Source organism: Tsuneonella sp. HG249, assembly GCF_053819205.1.
Genome location: NZ_JBSOQY010000001.1, coordinates 2,367,938 through 2,382,974, shown reverse-complemented (window position 1 = coordinate 2,382,974; position 15,037 = coordinate 2,367,938). Strand labels below are relative to the sequence as shown.

Annotated in this window: 11 protein-coding genes; 2 read left to right on the top strand and 9 right to left on the bottom strand. The window is 66.8% G+C overall.

All coding sequences use genetic code 11. The features are described 5' to 3' along the window. Positions 1-3 precede the first annotated feature (3 nt). The 4 genes from ACWPM1_RS11890 to ACWPM1_RS11875 form a co-directional block, all read right to left on the bottom strand. Positions 4-582 (bottom strand): hypothetical protein, encoded by a 579-nt coding sequence (locus ACWPM1_RS11890; RefSeq protein ID WP_455695044.1) that lies wholly within the window; start codon positions 580-582, stop codon positions 4-6. A gap of 75 nt (positions 583-657) precedes the next feature. Beyond that, positions 658-1,461 (bottom strand): esterase/lipase family protein, encoded by an 804-nt coding sequence (locus tag ACWPM1_RS11885; protein ID WP_455695043.1) that lies wholly within the window; start codon positions 1,459-1,461, stop codon positions 658-660. After that, positions 1,458-3,041, bottom strand: a complete 1,584-nt coding sequence (locus tag ACWPM1_RS11880; RefSeq protein WP_455695042.1) for a WS/DGAT/MGAT family O-acyltransferase — start codon at positions 3,039-3,041, stop codon at positions 1,458-1,460. Before ACWPM1_RS11880 ends, ACWPM1_RS11885 begins: the two co-directional genes overlap by 4 nt. An 81-nt stretch (positions 3,042-3,122) precedes the next feature. After that, a complete protein-coding gene (locus tag ACWPM1_RS11875) occupies positions 3,123-4,229 on the bottom strand; it encodes an NAD(P)/FAD-dependent oxidoreductase (RefSeq protein ID WP_455695164.1) in 1,107 nt (368 codons plus the stop codon). A gap of 74 nt (positions 4,230-4,303) precedes the next feature. On the opposite strand from ACWPM1_RS11875, the gene uvrC reads away from it, so the two are divergent. Then, on the top strand, positions 4,304-6,250 hold the full coding sequence (gene uvrC / locus ACWPM1_RS11870; RefSeq protein ID WP_455695041.1) for an excinuclease ABC subunit UvrC: 1,947 nt from the start codon (positions 4,304-4,306) through the stop codon (positions 6,248-6,250). Between the two features lie 6 nt (positions 6,251-6,256). Here the strand turns inward: uvrC and ACWPM1_RS11865 are convergent, their stop codons facing one another. The 3 genes from ACWPM1_RS11865 to ACWPM1_RS11855 form a co-directional block, all read right to left on the bottom strand. Next, the gene (locus ACWPM1_RS11865; protein WP_455695040.1) at positions 6,257-7,819 is read right to left on the bottom strand and encodes a serine hydrolase; all 1,563 of its coding nucleotides are present in this window, start codon (positions 7,817-7,819) and stop codon (positions 6,257-6,259) included. A 118-nt stretch (positions 7,820-7,937) separates the two neighbouring features. Continuing rightward, on the bottom strand, positions 7,938-9,017 hold the full coding sequence (locus tag ACWPM1_RS11860) for a PepSY-associated TM helix domain-containing protein (protein WP_455695039.1): 1,080 nt from the start codon (positions 9,015-9,017) through the stop codon (positions 7,938-7,940). Between the two features lie 2 nt (positions 9,018-9,019). Further along, positions 9,020-11,194: a TonB-dependent receptor gene (locus ACWPM1_RS11855; protein WP_455695038.1), complete on the bottom strand. Its 2,175-nt coding sequence runs from the start codon at positions 11,192-11,194 to the stop codon at positions 9,020-9,022. A gap of 148 nt (positions 11,195-11,342) precedes the next feature. Between ACWPM1_RS11855 and ACWPM1_RS11850 the strand changes: the two genes are divergently transcribed. Next, positions 11,343-11,585, top strand: a complete 243-nt coding sequence (locus tag ACWPM1_RS11850; RefSeq protein WP_455695037.1) for a hypothetical protein — start codon at positions 11,343-11,345, stop codon at positions 11,583-11,585. Positions 11,586-11,785: 200 nt separating this feature from the next. Here ACWPM1_RS11850 and ACWPM1_RS11845 read toward each other — a convergent pair whose 3' ends face one another. After that, positions 11,786-12,088 (bottom strand): hypothetical protein, encoded by a 303-nt coding sequence (locus ACWPM1_RS11845; RefSeq protein ID WP_455695036.1) that lies wholly within the window; start codon positions 12,086-12,088, stop codon positions 11,786-11,788. 62 nt (positions 12,089-12,150) lie between these two features. Further along, positions 12,151-15,015 carry a M16 family metallopeptidase gene (locus ACWPM1_RS11840; protein ID WP_455695035.1) on the bottom strand — a complete coding sequence of 955 codons (2,865 nt, stop codon included), beginning with the start codon at positions 15,013-15,015 and terminating at the stop codon, positions 12,151-12,153. Between the last annotated feature and the right edge of the window lie 22 nt (positions 15,016-15,037).

Below are 15,037 nucleotides of genomic sequence, written 5' to 3'. Positions count from 1 at the left end.
CGATCAGGGACGGATTTGAGTAGTCGCCCAGGCTTGCTGCTGGGCTATCCATTCATCCCGCGCGGCGAACCAGGCCGCTCGGCGCTTGGTCCAGTCCGCGGCGCTCATCTCAGGCGCGTCGGTCAGCCATTGCCCGCGTTGGTCTTTCTGGGTCGCTTCGTCGAAGCCGAAAGCCTTGCTCCACTCTGCCAAGTCCTTGGCGAGCGAGTTTCTGATCTGGTTTGCCGCTTGCGGGGGCCCATCCGGCTGCGCTGCCGCTTGCTCGAGGGCATCCGCTCGGCGTCCGCCGGTTCTCTCGACGTAGGCCTCCAGCGCGCCGAGATATGCCCGCGCCAAGTCAGCCTGACTGGTGTTCGTTCCCGCTCGAGATTGACCACTGTTGCGGCGAGCGAGCGCGTCCTCGGCGGCGGTTCGCGGGTCGGCGCTCTCGCCGGGCACGCGGTTCATTTCCCCCATGCCGCGCGATCCGCTGAGGTCGTCGCTTCCCGGTAGCGGCGGCGGCGGGGTGGCGGGGGCCTGAGCGAGCGCCGGTCCGGCGACGCTCGCCACTAACACGGCGGAACAGAGCAGAGCTTTGAGCATCAGAACGCCTCCGATCGGGGGGCGCGAAGCTACCCCATAGCCTTCATCCCGGCAATCATGGCGACGATCCGCTGCCTAATGAAGGCGCGTGCGCGGGAACAGCATTCCCGCGAGACCCCGGGCGCGGAACGGCACCCATCGGCCCTCGGGCTGAGCCAAGCGGTCGGCGAGGGCGAACATCACCGCGGGGTTCACGCCGAGGCCGATGTGGCTGGCGAACACCTCGATGTTCTCGGTCATTTCGTGGCCACGGCCAGGGTGCTGCACCGAGCCCTTCCAGTGGACCACGCCGTCCGCCTTGGTTAAGATCGAGGTGGTGGGCACCGGCGGCGCGTCGGACAGCTTCTTGAATTTGCCGTTGCGCATCGGCTCAGGCCGCTTGCCGTTGATCGCCTCGAAGATCGGCCGCGCGTTGGTGTAGCGGCGGTTATCGCTGATGGGGCTGCCAAGGGTGATTACCTGGCGGACCTTGTCGGGCATCTGCTTGGCCAACTCGCGGGCGAACACGCCGCCAAGGCTCCAGCCGACGAGCGAGATCTTGCCGCCGGTCTTCTTGTAGAGCGCATCGACGCAGCGGGCCATCGCCTCGACCCGCTCGTTATCGACGCGCAGGTTTCGGCCGAGTTCCCAGCCGGCGACTTCATAGCCGAGCTGGCTCAGCAGCCGGCGCATCGGCACGGTGGAACTGTCGGTGGCCATGAAACCGGGGAGCACGAGCACGCCGTGCCCGTCGCCCTTGGGGAGGAAAGACATCAGCGGGCGCAACGCGATGAAGGCGGCGAATTCGCCCATCGCGCGGTGCGGTTCGGTCAGCGCCAGAAGCTTGCTGGGCGGATGCGGCCTGGTCCCGCGAGTAGCGGTGGCGGTTGCAGCGGTCATGACTTGGAGGTCCTTTTCCGCGCCGCGGATTTGGCGGCGGGTTTGGCTTTGGAACGGCTGGCGGCGGGCTTGGTGCCCGATTTAGCATTTGTTGATCGGCCAGCTGTGGCCTTTGCAGGCCGCTTCGATGGTTTTGTGGAGGGCTTCGGGGTGGCCGATGCCCCCCTCGCCAGGTCGCGCAATTCGGCGAAGCTGTCCTCGATGCACTGGGCATAGAACTCGGGGTCGGGCATCAGCTCGCGGCAAGCGGTGAAGGTGACGGTCGCCTCGTCGACGTAGCTTTGCACGGTGTGCGCAAGGCCCATCCCATCGGTCAGGCAGATGAGGCCGTACATACTCTCCAGCTTCGCACCGGTTGAGTAGATCGGCACTGGCGGGCCCGGAACGTTGGTGACCACCGTAGTGAACATCGGCGCCGCCCCACGGTTGGCAAGCCCGAGGCGGGTGTAGAGCTGCGCCCCGAGGCTCATCCACAGCGCCGGTGCAACCTTGCTCGCCTCGGTCATGTTGCGCGCGCCGATCGCCTCGGTCATCGCCTTCGAGTTGGTCGTCCGCTCGTGACAGAACTTGAGCCGCTCCGCCGGGCCCTCGATATGCGTGCCGAGCGGGGCGATCATCGCGGCGACCTGGTTGCCCATGTCGCCCTTCTCGCCTTTGGAGCGGACCGAGATCGGCGCCATGGCGGTGAGCGACTTGGCCGGCAGGTCGTTCTTCGCCAGCAGGTATTTGCGCAGAGCCCCGCCGACGATCGCGAGGAACACGTCGTTGACCTTGGACCCCTCGGCGAGTGCCCGGATGGCCTTGATGTCGGCCAGTGGCACGCTGACCCCGCCGACCACCCGGTGCGCCGAGATGACCTTGTTGAAGCGGGTCTTGGGCGCGACCATCTCGCCGGAGACGTTGAATTCCTTGGCGACGAGGCCCTTCAGTGCCTTGGCAAGGCCCGGGGCCGCTTTGGCAGCGACCTCGAGCTGCTTCAGCGGATTGGTGACCGCATTGAAGTAGCTCTTGCCGATCAACTCGGCGGGATTGGGGACTTTCTCGGGCTTCCAGGTATCGGGTTCGCTCGGCGGCGGCTGGTGGGGATCGAGCGTGTGCATCGCCTCCATCAGGTCGATGCCGCTCATCCCGTCGATCGCCGCGTGGTGGACCTTGGTCACCATCGCGAAACTGCCGGGGGCAACACCGGGGATGTTATCGAGCCCCTCGACCACGGTGAATTCCCACGGCGGGCGGGTGAGGTCAAGCGGACGGGCGAAGATGCGCGCCGCCTGGATACACAATTGTCGCCAGTCGCCGGGCTTGGGTAGCGCCACGTGGCGGACATGGTACTCGAGGTCGAAATCCGGGTCCTCGATCCAATAGGGGTAGTCGAGGTCGAACGGCACCTTGACCATGCGCTGGCGCACGGTCTTGCTGAGCTGCAGCCGGCTCTGGAAAAAGTTCAGGATGTCCTTGAAGCGGACGAAGCCGCCGGGCGCGGTCGCGGGGTTGTAGATCAGGATCGAACCGATGTGCATCGGCGAATTCTTCGTCTCGAGTGCGACGAAGCTCGCATCCATGCCCTGCAATTGCCGCAAGCGCATCCTCCTGTTGCGGCCCGTTTGCCGGGTCCGAAGGGGAGGAGCGTAACACAAGCGTGGCGGTTGGCAACTTAAGCCCTAAATCGCGTCCCCCGCGGCGACCCCGCTCGCCCAGGCCCACTGGAAGTTGTATCCACCGAGCCAGCCGGTCACGTCGACCGCCTCGCCGATGGCGTAGAGCCCGGGGACGCGTTTCGCTTCCATCGTCTGCGACGACAATTCGGCAGTCGAGATGCCGCCCACCGTGACCTCGGCCTTGGCAAAGCCTTCGCTGCCGTTGGGGCAGAAGGTCCACGCCGCCAGCCGCGTCTCGGCTTCGCGCAGCGCCTTGTCCGAGGCGTGGTGCAATTCCTCGATGCCAAGCCGCTCGGCGAGCGTGGCCGCGAGGCGCTCGGGGAGCTCGTCACGCAGCAGCACGCGCAGAGTGGACCGCGGTGATGACTTCTTGGCGTCGAGCAGCCAGCCGGCGGCGCGGCCCGGCAAAAAGTCGATCCGGACTTCATCCCCGGGCCGCCAGTAGGACGAAACCTGCAGGACCGCCGGCCCCGACAGCCCACGGTGGGTGAACAGCGCCGCCTCGCGAAAAGCCGCCTTGCCCGCGCTGGCGACGACTTCGGCGGAGACGCCCGACAGCTCGCGGAACAGCACGTCCTCGCCGCCCAATGTCAGCGGGACAAGGGCGGGGCGAGGTTCCACCACCTTGAGCCCAAAGCGCCGCGCGAGATCGTAGGCAAAGCCCGTTGCGCCCATCTTGGGGATGGAAGGCCCGCCGGTGGAGATGACCAGCGCCGGCGCAGTGTCGTCGCCGATGGTGAATTGATCATTGTGGCCAACCTCGCCGATCTCGACCCCGCAGCGCACTTCCACATCGCCCTTGGCGCATTCCGCCAGCAGCAGGTCAACGATTTGCCGCGCCGAGCCGTCGCAGAACAGCTGCCCGAGCGTCTTCTCGTGCCAGGCGATCCCGTAAGTATCGACCAGCTCGAGGAAATCGCGCGCGGTGTAGCGCGCCAGCGCCGACTTGGCGAAATGCGGATTGGCCGAGATATACCGGTCGGGTGCGGTGTGGAGGTTGGTGAAGTTGCACCGCCCGCCGCCGGAGATGAGGATCTTCTTCCCCACCGCCGCGGCGCGCTCGAGCACCAGCACGCGCTTACCTCTCTGGCCCGCGCGGGCAGCGCACATCAGTCCCGCCGCCCCGCCGCCAAGGATGATCGCATCGTATTGCACGCGCGCCCCCCTACCCCTAGCTGACTGGCATGTCGCGCACCGAAGCAGGAAGTCCCCACGATCCGCGCGGCAGCGAACGCTTCAACGAGGAGCGCGCCACCTACACCGTGAAGGGCGCGGGCGCGCAGCCTGACATCGAGGCGGGTTGCGCCGTGATCCGCGACGTCGTCCGCACCCTCAAACCGCGACCTGGCGTCTATCGCATGCTCGATGCCCGCGGCGACGTGCTTTACGTCGGCAAGGCGCGCAGCCTCAAGGCGCGGGTGGCGAACTACGTCCAGGTCAAGGCGCTCTCCAACCGCCTGCGCCGCATGGTCAGCCAGACCCGCGGGATGGAGATCGTCGTCACCAATTCGGAGGCCGAAGCGCTGCTGCTCGAGGCGCAGCTGATCAAGCGCTTCCGCCCGCCCTACAACGTGCTGCTGCGCGACGACAAAAGCTTCCCCTTCATACTTCTGCGCGGCGATCATGCCTTCCCGCGCATCCAGAAGCATCGCGGCGCGCGGCGAAGTAAAGGCAACTACTATGGCCCTTTCGCCAGCGCCGGCGCGGTCAACGTGACGATCAACGCGCTGCAGAAGCTGTTCCTGCTGCGGAGCTGCACCGACAGCTTCTTTGCCCGTCGCGACCGCCCGTGCCTGCTCTATCAGATCCGCCGCTGCTCGGCGCCCTGTGTGGGACGGATTGACGACAGCGGGTACGCCGAGTTGGTCGCCGAAACCAAGGAGTTCCTCTCCGGCAAGTCCGCTTCAGTCCAACGCAAGATCGAAAGCCAGATGGCCGAAGCGGCCGCCGATCTCGACTTCGAGCGCGCCGCGATGCTGCGCGACCGCCTCCGCGCCGCGACCGCGATCCAGGGCAGCCAGGCGATCAACGCGCAAGGGGTGGGCGACGCCGACGTGTTCGCGCTCGCCAGCCACAGCGGGCAGGTGGGGGTGCAGGCGTTCTTCATTCGCGGCGGGCAGAACTGGGGCCACCGCACGTTCTACCCCAGCCACACCGCCGAGATCGACGAGGACCAGGTGCTCGCCGATGTGCTGCTGCAGTTCTACGAGGAGGTTCCCCCGCCGCGCACCGTGCTGGTCGACCGCGACTTGCCCGAATGCGAGCTGATCGCCGAGGCGCTGTGCGCCAAGGCGGGGCACCGGGTGGAAATCTCGATTCCCGAGCGCGGCACCCGGCGCAAGCTGATGGAGCAGGCCAGTCGCAACGCCCGCGAGGCGCTGGAGCGCCGCCTTGCCGAAAGCGGCACCAAGGCGCGCATCCTGCGCGAGCTCGCCGAGTTCCTCGAGCTCGAAGGCCCGCCGCGCCGGATCGAGGTCTACGACAACAGCCACATCCAGGGCGACAAGGCGCTGGGCGCGATGATCGTGGCCGGGCCGGAAGGGTTCGTGAAGGGCCAGTACCGCAAGTTCAACATGCGCACCGCGCAGACCAACGACGACTTCGCGATGATGCGCGAGGTGTTCACTCGTCGCTTCGCCCGCGCGCTCGAGGAAAATCCCGACCGCGACGGCGAGACCTGGCCCGATCTCGTGCTGATCGATGGCGGCAAGGGCCAGATGTCGAGCGTGAAGGATGCGCTCGAGGAGCTCGGAATCGAGGATGTGCCGCTGATCGCCATCGCCAAGGGCCCGCACCACGGGCGCGAGGGCCGCGAGGTGTTCCACTTCCCCGACGGCCGCGAGAAGACGCTGCCGGTCAACTCGCCGCTGCTGTTCTATCTCCAGACCCTGCGCGACGAAGTCCACCGCTTCGCCATCGGCGCCCACCGAGCCAAGCGCAGCCGCGCGATCACTGCCTCACCGCTCGACGAGATCCCCGGCATCGGGCCGGGGCGCAAACGCGCGCTGCTGCTGGCTTTCGGGACGGCGGGGAAGGTGCGCGCGGCCTCGCTCGACGACCTCAAGCGCACCCCCGGCATCAGCGAGGGCGTGGCGCAGAAGATCTGGGATTTCTACCACCCGGCGGGGTGAGGTTAGTCATTCCCGGACGAGATCGAGATCCTGGAAGTCGTACGAGAAGTCGGTAATTTCCGATATGGCCTTCATGGTCATTCCAGCGACCTTGCCGCCCTCGACCTTGAAGGTCACGAACGCGTCGGCCTTCATGGTCCGGTCTGGCCAGATCGCGGCGAAGGTGTCGCCGTCGTATGGCGTGAGCGGCCCGTCCAGAAGCTCCGACCGGCTCATGTCGATCATCAGGCGCCCGCGCTTCTGGGTAATGGTCACCGTGCCATACCAGGGATCGCGGTAAGTGCCGGCATAGGCGCTTAGCGGAAGGCTCGGGGTAGCGGCATCCTTCGGCCTGGCCATGGCGTTGGCGATCGCGCTCTTCGCAACGGCGTTCTCTTCGGCGCTACGCTTGATAGCGGCGCCGATCACGTCGTTGTCCTGCTTGCCGTCGATCAGCTTGTCGGCGATGTGACGCGTCCACGCACCAGCAGTACTCATGTAGTCGTTCGACGAGGCGAACACCGCAATCTTCTTCTGCGGCAGGAGGATCAGGTTACTGGTGACGCCGGGCGCGCCGCCGGAATGGTGGACCACCGGCGTTCCTTCCATGTCGGCGACGAACCAGCCGAGCGCGTAAAGCGATAGATGGGTAGACCCACCGGCCGGGCGAATGATGCCGCTGCCGACGGGCGTCACACCCTTCCACAGCTCGTTCTTCTGCTTTTCGGAAACCAGTCGACGCCCGTCTTCGGTAACACCGCCGTCGAGCCAGAATTTCGCCCACTTCATGATGTCGGCTGATGGACACCAGATGCCGCCCGCAGGCGCGACCGTCGGGCTGAACTCCATCCGTTTGTCGATAGGCACGCCGGCCGTGGCGCCTGCCTCACGCTCGTGCCCGCGCACGAAGCTCTGCCCCGGCCGCAGGCGGCTGCCGTCTGCGGCACAGGCCGTCATGCCCACGGGCGCGAATATTTCGGCGGTCACGAAATCTTGCCAGCTTTGTCCCGAGACCCGGCTGACCACCTCGCCGGCGACGATGTAGAGCAGGTTGTCGTAGGCGTAGCCGTCGCGGAAGCCGGTCGTCGGGCGCAAATGCTTCAGCGCGTTGATCACATCGGGCGCCTTTGCATTGCCGTCGGGCCACATCACCAGGTCGCCCGCTCCGAGACCGAGGCCGGATCGATGCGTCAGCATATCGCGAACGGTGAAATGCTCGCTGACCCAAGGATCGTACATTCCGAATTCGGGGACGTGCTTGCGCACGGGATCGTCCCAGCCAAGCTTGCCCTGATCGACGAGCATTGCCAGTGCCGTTGTCGTGAACGCCTTGGAAATCGACGCTATTGGGAACAGCGTATCGGGGGTAACCGGCTTGCTGGAACCTTCCTCGAGCGTGCCGAAGGTGCCGGAATATACGACTTTACCGTCCACCATCACCGCGGCGGTCATTCCGGTCGCGTCAAGACCGGCGACGATGCGTTCTGCCTCTGCCGCGTAGTCGGGCTGGGCTACTTCATGCCCGGCAGCGGGATGGGTCGCGAGGGCGCCAAGCGCGATCGCGCATGCCAGGTTCCATTTCAGATCCATCACACGACTCTCCACGACACGAGCCCGATTTGGTCTCGCCCGCGGGGTTATCCGCGCAACGGCAGCCTGACCACAGGAATTGGTCGGGCGCCGAAAGCGTCGATACCGCGAGGTTGCGTCAGGCAGCGGCGGGCAGGGGGGCCCCGGGCCCTACTCCCCGGGCTGGCTTCCGTCGGCGGAACCAGAAGCTCCACATCGCCAGCGACCCGAGCATCGCGAGGGCAAGTCCGGACAGAGTAATCGCCAGCTTCCAAGGCAGGCCGCCGACCTTGGCGGCATGCAGCGGGTAGAACGTATCCTGTGTCATTTGCGCAGCATTGCCCTTAGCCGGGTCGTCGACCGCCAGCACTTTCCCGCTGGCAGGGTCCAGCTTTAGGTAGGTGCGGCCGTTGGGGGTCCACTCGAAGGGCTGTCGCAGCCGTAGCACGACCGGCTCGCTGGCTTCGCGCGGGAATTGCAGGCGGCGCAACGCCGCTGCCGGGAAACGCGCCTGTGCTGCGGTAAACATGGCCGCCCAGTCGGTATCGGGACCCGGCACGCCGGCATTCGGTAGCTCCACCTTCGCGGGCGGCTCGAGTGAGCCCCATGGGGCGAGCACGGTCGCCGCGAGGGGCTTGAACAGCATCAGCGTGCCCGTTGCCATCGAAAGCAGCAGGAGCGGCGCGGCCACGATCCCGAGGTCGCGGTGCTGGCGGACAATCGCGGGCCGGGTCATGCGAGCCGGCCACGGGCGCGGAGCGAAGGTCTTGCGCGTGCGCCACCAGAGGATGGTGCCCGTCAGCACGAACAGCACGCCGGCGACGCCGAACACCCCGGTGGCTAGCTCGCCGGCTTCGCCCATGAACAGGTGGTGGTGGAAATCGAACAGCCACAGCTCGGGCCGTTCCCACTGGCTCGCCCAGCGCGCCACTTCCTGGGCCTGCGGGCCGAAGTAGGCCCCGCCGCCATCGCTGTAGATCGCCTGGTGGAGGCCGAGCGTATCGCCGGCAAAGGTCAGGCGCGACAACTCGCCCCCGGCCGTCGCCCGCTCTGTCACCTGGGCGAGCGCTGCCGGCGTCAGAACCGGCACGGCGTCAGCGTAGGGCAGGGCGGTCCAGTCGTCCTTCCACACCAGTAGCGCGCCGCTGAGGCCGAGAAGGGAAAGCGCGAGGCCGATCAAGCCACCGGCCCAGCCATGCAAGAGTGCGAGCAGGCGCATGGTCAGAAGCCGACCTGCCAGCCGAGCGTAAAGGTCCGCCCGCGCCCGGCGAAGAAGCGCAGGTTGTCGGTCGTGCGCACGGTGTCGGAATTGTACGTGACGTATTGCTCGTCGAGGAGGTTGTTCATCGCCAGCGATATTTCGCCGAGGCCGGTATCGTATTTAGCGAACGCGTCGATCAGGCCGTAGCCTTCGAAGTCGTCGCGCGCCGGCAGGTTGTTGAACGTGCGCGAAAGGTAAATCCGGGCGGCCAGCCGCGCGGCGAAGGGCCCCGCACGATAGTCGGCGGCGAGGTTGAAGCGGTCAGGCGAGATGTTCGCTCCGTCGAGATCGTCGTCGACCAGCCCGTCGGCCTCGCTGTCGGTCTGGCCGAGCACCTGGCTATAGGCGGTCGACAGCGTCAGTCCGGGCACCGGTGTCTGTGTCGCGAGGCTCAGCTCCAGTCCCTCGATGGCGATCGGCTGGCGCGCTACGTCGAAAATGCCTCCAGCGTTCTCGACTAGGAGCGAGCCCAGCTTGCTTGACGACCAATAGTAGCTGACGCTCGCCTCAAGCGGCCCGCGCTCCACTTCCAGCCCGATCTCGCGGTTGTTGGAAATGACCGGCTCGAGCGCGATGAACTCGTCGATATCGACGCCCGGTTCGTCCACCGCGCGCAGGATACGGCCGACGTCGGCTATCGTGTAGCCTTCCGCATAACTTCCGTAGGCCCGCACGCCGTCGATCGGCTCGACGATCGCGCCGCCGTTCCACAGCACCCGGCTGAACGAGGGCGATCCGCCCGCAACCTGCTGCGGACCGTAGAACGCCAGCGTGGTGTAGTCCGGCACTGACAGGCGCACGTTTTCCCACCGGATCCCGCCGGCGAACCGCAATGCGCCGCCCAGCAGCGCGAGGTTCGCCTGCGCGAACGGAGCGAGGCTGCGGAAGTCGCTCTGGGGGACCCAGGCGCGGCCCGTCTGGGTCAGAGTCTGCGCGGTACGGTCGAACAGCGCATCGAACCCCGTGGTCAGCACGAGGTCGTCGAACCCGGGCAGCCGGCGCTCGTAGCTGGCCTTGCCGCCCAGCTTGCGGCTGCGATTGGCCGACTGGTCGAACAGCTGGCCGGTCGGGTCGATCACCGGATCCTGGAATGTGCTCGTCACCAGCCCGCCGAACACATCGAGCGTGCGGCTGAAAAAGCCCTGCAGATTGAGAATGCCGCCGGCTAGGTCCTCCTCGACAAACGAGGCGGAGACGAGCTCGGCGCGGTTGCGCGGCGTGTCCCCGGGCGTTTCACCCCGCACGCTGCTAGTCGTCAGTCCGCTGGCGCGATTGCCCGCTACCACCACGTAGTTGTCGTTGCCTTCGAGATCGAAGCGGTTGGCGACAAGGTCGAAGCGGGCGCTGTCGGTGAGCTGGTATCCGACGCGGCCGAAGACCGACCAGCTGTCGCTGTCCTGGATCTCGCCCTGCGTCCCATCGACGCCGATGCGGCGGCCGTCTCCGTCGAGGAACGCGCCGCGCCGCTCGACCGCCGCACCGAAGGTGGCGTCGAACGCGCCCGCGCGATAGCCGGCGTAGGCCGCCAGCTTGCCGCCGAAGCCTTCGCCTTCGAACCCGCTCGGTGCGGTGACTTGCGCCAGCGCGCGCCCGCTGATCCGGTCGCCGCGCGGCGCGCCGACGGTGACCTGGTTCACCACCCCGCCGGTCGCGCCGATGCCCTGCAGCGCGTTGGAGCCGTAAATGATCTCCACCCGGTCGATGAAGAACGGGTCGATGGTGTAGCCGTCGCGCGAACCGTCGCGCACCGGGGTCGACTGCGGGATTCCGTTGATGGCGAACAGCGGCGAGCGGCCGCGCAGCGATTCGCCCGCTCCAGACATTTTCTCGCGGGTGGGCGAGAACGCCGGATAGCGGGCGGACACGGCATCGACCACCGAACCGGAGATCGCGACCTGGTCCTGAAGCGCCTCGCCGCCGAGGACGTCGATCGTGAGCGGCAGTGCGCTCGCGGGAAGCTCGGTACGCGCCGCGGTGATCACGATCGCTGGCCGCCGGGCATCGTCAGCCTCGCCGGCGGCCACGTCCGCCGCATCCGCCTCGCCTTCGGCGGCCGCTACGGGATGCGCACCCAACGCAGAGGCGAGCGCGGCAAGCGAGGTGACGAGATAGATTCTGCGGCGATGAAAAGGCATGGGGACTCCCTGAAGTGGAGAGGCCACTAAAGTTATTGCGAGTAATTAGCAATAACAGTTCTGTCAGATGGGCTGATTTCCGCGCGAGCTTCTGGGAGCGTTAGATTCTCAGTTGAAATTCCGGGTTAGACCCCCGTTGGTGGTCAACTTGGAGAAGTCCATTGCCGATTCCGAAACCTTGAGCATCCAAGGCGAACAGATGCTCGCGCACGGCGCCATGCCGGCTACGGCCATTCGCGGTTTGCGGCAGCAGCTCGAAATCGATCCGTCGAGCCGCCGCGCTGATCCTCAACGAGCCCTCGGTGGCTACCACTGGTGGCCGGCTCGTCGTTCGTACACGGCGCGGCGGATTCTCGCCGGACGATTTTCCTACATGCTCTTCGCTTGCTAGGCCGGGGTCATGCACGCGCTTCCAATCCTCGTCTTGGCCAACCTGCGGGCCAGCGGGAGAGCTCTGCGCGGAGCTGCTTTTCTTGCCTCCGAACAGTGTGCCAAGTGTGCCAAGTCCTACAACCGCGCCTCGCGACGCCCAATGCAAAAGGGCGCCGGATCGCTCCGGCGCCCCTCTGGCTCGCGTTCGCGGTGCTCGCGTCAGCCCTGGCGGGTGCCGCTCATCGGCATGGAGCCGAACGCGCCGGCATTGATGCTGCCGCTCAGAGCGTCGCCGTCGACCGTCGCGCTGCCTTCGAGCTTCATCGGCATCGGCACGGTCATGTTCATCGTCCAGCTCAGGTTGTTGCCGTCGACCTTGCCGTTCTCGATCTCCAACGTGCCGGTCGCCCCGGCGTTGGTGCCGCTGAAAGTGCCGTCACCGTTGTCGACCACGGTGAAAACGCTCTTCTGGTCACCCATCGGGGTCTTGGTCACGCAATCGTAGCTTCCGGCAACGCCCATCTCGTCTCTCCTCAAGGCAAAAGTGCGCGGGCAGCAATCGGGCTTGCTGACACTCGTGTCAATCAGAACTCGGACGCGGCGCGGTATTCGATCGGCATGCCCAGCCCGGCGAGCTGCGGATCGATCACCTTGCGGTCGCCGACCACGATGACGACCATCTGCTCGGGCTGGAGGTACTGCGCCGCGGCCGCGTCGATCGCCTCGGGGCTGAGCCTTGCGTAGATATCGGCGAGGCGCGCCTGGTAGTCGTCGGGCCGGCCGAGGCGGCGGTTGGCCAGCAGTGCGCCGAGCACGTCGGCATTGGTCTGGAACCGCGTTGGCAGGTTCGCGATGTTGCCTTGGGTGACCCGCTGGAACTCACCCGGTTCGACGCCCTTGGTCGCGGGGAAGGCCTTCATCTGCTCGACTATGGCCTTGATCGAATCGCCGGTGCGGTCGGCCTGCACCATCGTCTGCACCGTCGCCGCGCGCGGGCCGAGCACGCTCGATACGCCGGTGCGGATGCCGTACGTCCAGCCCTTGGTTTCGCGCAGGTCCGCATTGAGGCGCGAGAGAAAGCCGTTGCCGATCACCTCATTGGCGAGGTCGAGCGCTTCCTGGTTGGGGTCGCGCCCGGTTAGCGGGAGGATCCGGCCGAAAAGCAGCATCGAGCTTGGCGAGTTGGGCCGGTCGATGACCACCAGGCGGGGCTTGGGGGTGGGGATCGGGGCGGTGAGGTGCTTCGCCGGGGCTGGTTCGCCGGGCTCGGCCCAGGAGCCGAACGTCGCCTCGAGCCGGGGCAGCAGTTCGGCCATGGTCAGGTCGCCGACGACGGTGATGTGGGCCTTGCCGGGCCGTAGCCAGCGGGCATGCTCGGTTCGCAACGCGGTCGGCGTTAGGGTCTCGACTACCGCCTTCTCGCCGAGCGAGCCGACCGAGCCGTAGGGATGCCGCTCTCCGTAAAGCAAGGGATCGAGGGCCCGCGCCGCGACCGCCTGCGGGGCGGCGAGCGCCTGGCTGATGTTGGCAAGTCGCTGGTTCTTGACCCTCGCGACGTCGGCCTCGGCGAACGCGGGATTGCGCACGATGTCCGCCAGCAGCGCGAGCGACGGCGCCAAGTTGGCGGTCAGCGCGGTCATCTGGACCAGGCTCGCGTCGCGTCCGGTGGCGACACCGATATTGGCGCCGAGCCGCTCCTGCTCCTCGGCGATCTGTTGCGCGCTGCGGCTCGTGGTCGCCTCTTCGAGCAGATCCATCATCAGCGACTGCGTGCCCGCCCGCGCGGCCCCGTCGGCGGCGAACCCCGCGTCGAACTCGATCGCCATGCTGATCTTGGGTATCGTGCTGCGCCGGGCGAGCGAGATGGGGATGCCGTTGGAAAGAGTCGCGCGCTCGACTGCGGGAAAGACCAGCGGCTTGACCGGGCCGACCTCGGGCATCGCGCGCGGCGCGCCCTTCGCGATCGACGGTGCCGGCTTCTTGGCGTCGGGCGCGGGGGCGGGGACGGTCCCCTCGTCGCCCCAGCCACCGAGCAATGCGCCCTTCTCGGTGCGCTCGCCGGGAACTACCGCCAGCTTGTACACCGGCCGGCCGAGCCACTTCCGCAGCGCCTCTCGGACCTCTCCCGGTTGGACCGCGGCCAGAGCGGCAAGCAGCTTCTTGTAGAGCCCCGCGTCGCCTGCGTAGAGCTCGCCTTCGGCCAGCGTGGTCCCCTTGCCGCCGAAATCGCCGACCTGTTCGAGGGCGTCGATCTGGCTGCTGACGATCTGGGTCGCAGCGCGTTGCAGCTCGTCCTGGGTCGGGCCGTTGGCGAGATATTCGGCGAGCAGCGCGTCGAGACGGGCTTCGGCCACCCCACGGTCCACCCCCGGGCGGACATCCATCGAAATGTACGCGGTGCCGAGTTCCTCGTCCTGATCGTAGAACGCGGTCACGCTGGTCGCGAGCTCCTCGTTGCGCACGAGCGCGGTGTCGAGGCGCGAAGAGGCGAGGCCGCCGAAGACGAACAGGCCGGCCTGCAAGGGCGCGCTGTCGGCATCGAGCAGACCCGGCCCGGTCCACAGGCGGTAGATCCGCACGAGAGGCACCTGGTCCGCCATCTCCCGCGAAGCAGGCGCGGCAAGCGTGACCGGCGCGGCCGGCCGCTGGACGACTTCCGGACCGCGGGGAATGTGCCCGAACCAGTGCTGTACCTTCTCGCGCGCGGTTGCGACATCGATGTCGCCCGTCAGCGCGAGAACGACGTTGTTGGGGCCGTAATTGTCGCGGAACCAATCGCGCACGTCGGCGACCGACGCCGCGTCGAGGTCCGCCATCGAGCCGATAGCCGAATGGCGGTACGGGTGCCCGACCGGCAGCAGGCCGTCGTTGATCAGGTAACGGACGAGACCGTAGGGCTGATTGTCGCCCTGGTTCTTCTCGTTCTTGACGACGCCCCGCTGCTTGTCGAGCTTGTCCTGGTTCACCGCGCCGAGAAGGTGACCCATCCGATCGCTTTCCAGCATCAGTGAAAGGTCGAGCGCCCCCGTGGGAACGGTCTCGACGTAGTTCGTCCGGTCGGCGCCGGTCGAGCCGTTGGTACTGGTCGATCCCGCCGCCTCGAGCGGCACGTCGAAGTTCTCGACGTTCTCGCTGCCGGTGAACATGATGTGTTCGAACAAGTGCGCGAAGCCGGTGCGCCCGCGCGGTTCGTGCTTCGATCCGACACGGTAGTACGTGGTTACGCCAACCACCGGCGCCTTGCGGTCGGTGTGGACGACGACGGTGAGGCCGTTGTCGAGGGTAAACTTCTCGTATGGTATCGAGACTTCGTCGACGAGCTCGCTCAGCGGTGCCACGGTTGTCTCGTGTGCCGGTTCGCGGCTGTCGCCTGAAGTGTCGGCAGGTACGGTGGCGCAAGCGGCGAGCGACAGTGCGACCAGACCGGCGGTCGCGAAACGAAACTGCATTCGAAAATCCCCGATATGTGTC

Coding starts and splice junctions, on each gene's coding strand:
- ACWPM1_RS11845 (WP_455695036.1), bottom strand. CDS start 12,088: ATGGGCGTTGCCGGAAGCTACGATTGCGTGACCAAGACCCCGATGGGT.
- ACWPM1_RS11860 (WP_455695039.1), bottom strand. CDS start 9,017: ATGCGCCTGCTCGCACTCTTGCATGGCTGGGCCGGTGGCTTGATCGGC.
- ACWPM1_RS11865 (WP_455695040.1), bottom strand. CDS start 7,819: ATGGATCTGAAATGGAACCTGGCATGCGCGATCGCGCTTGGCGCCCTC.
- ACWPM1_RS11840 (WP_455695035.1), bottom strand. CDS start 15,015: ATGCAGTTTCGTTTCGCGACCGCCGGTCTGGTCGCACTGTCGCTCGCC.
- ACWPM1_RS11890 (WP_455695044.1), bottom strand. CDS start 582: ATGCTCAAAGCTCTGCTCTGTTCCGCCGTGTTAGTGGCGAGCGTCGCC.
- uvrC (WP_455695041.1), top strand. CDS start 4,304: ATGTCGCGCACCGAAGCAGGAAGTCCCCACGATCCGCGCGGCAGCGAA.
- ACWPM1_RS11855 (WP_455695038.1), bottom strand. CDS start 11,194: ATGCCTTTTCATCGCCGCAGAATCTATCTCGTCACCTCGCTTGCCGCG.
- ACWPM1_RS11885 (WP_455695043.1), bottom strand. CDS start 1,461: ATGACCGCTGCAACCGCCACCGCTACTCGCGGGACCAGGCCGCATCCG.
- ACWPM1_RS11875 (WP_455695164.1), bottom strand. CDS start 4,229: ATGTGCGCTGCCCGCGCGGGCCAGAGAGGTAAGCGCGTGCTGGTGCTC.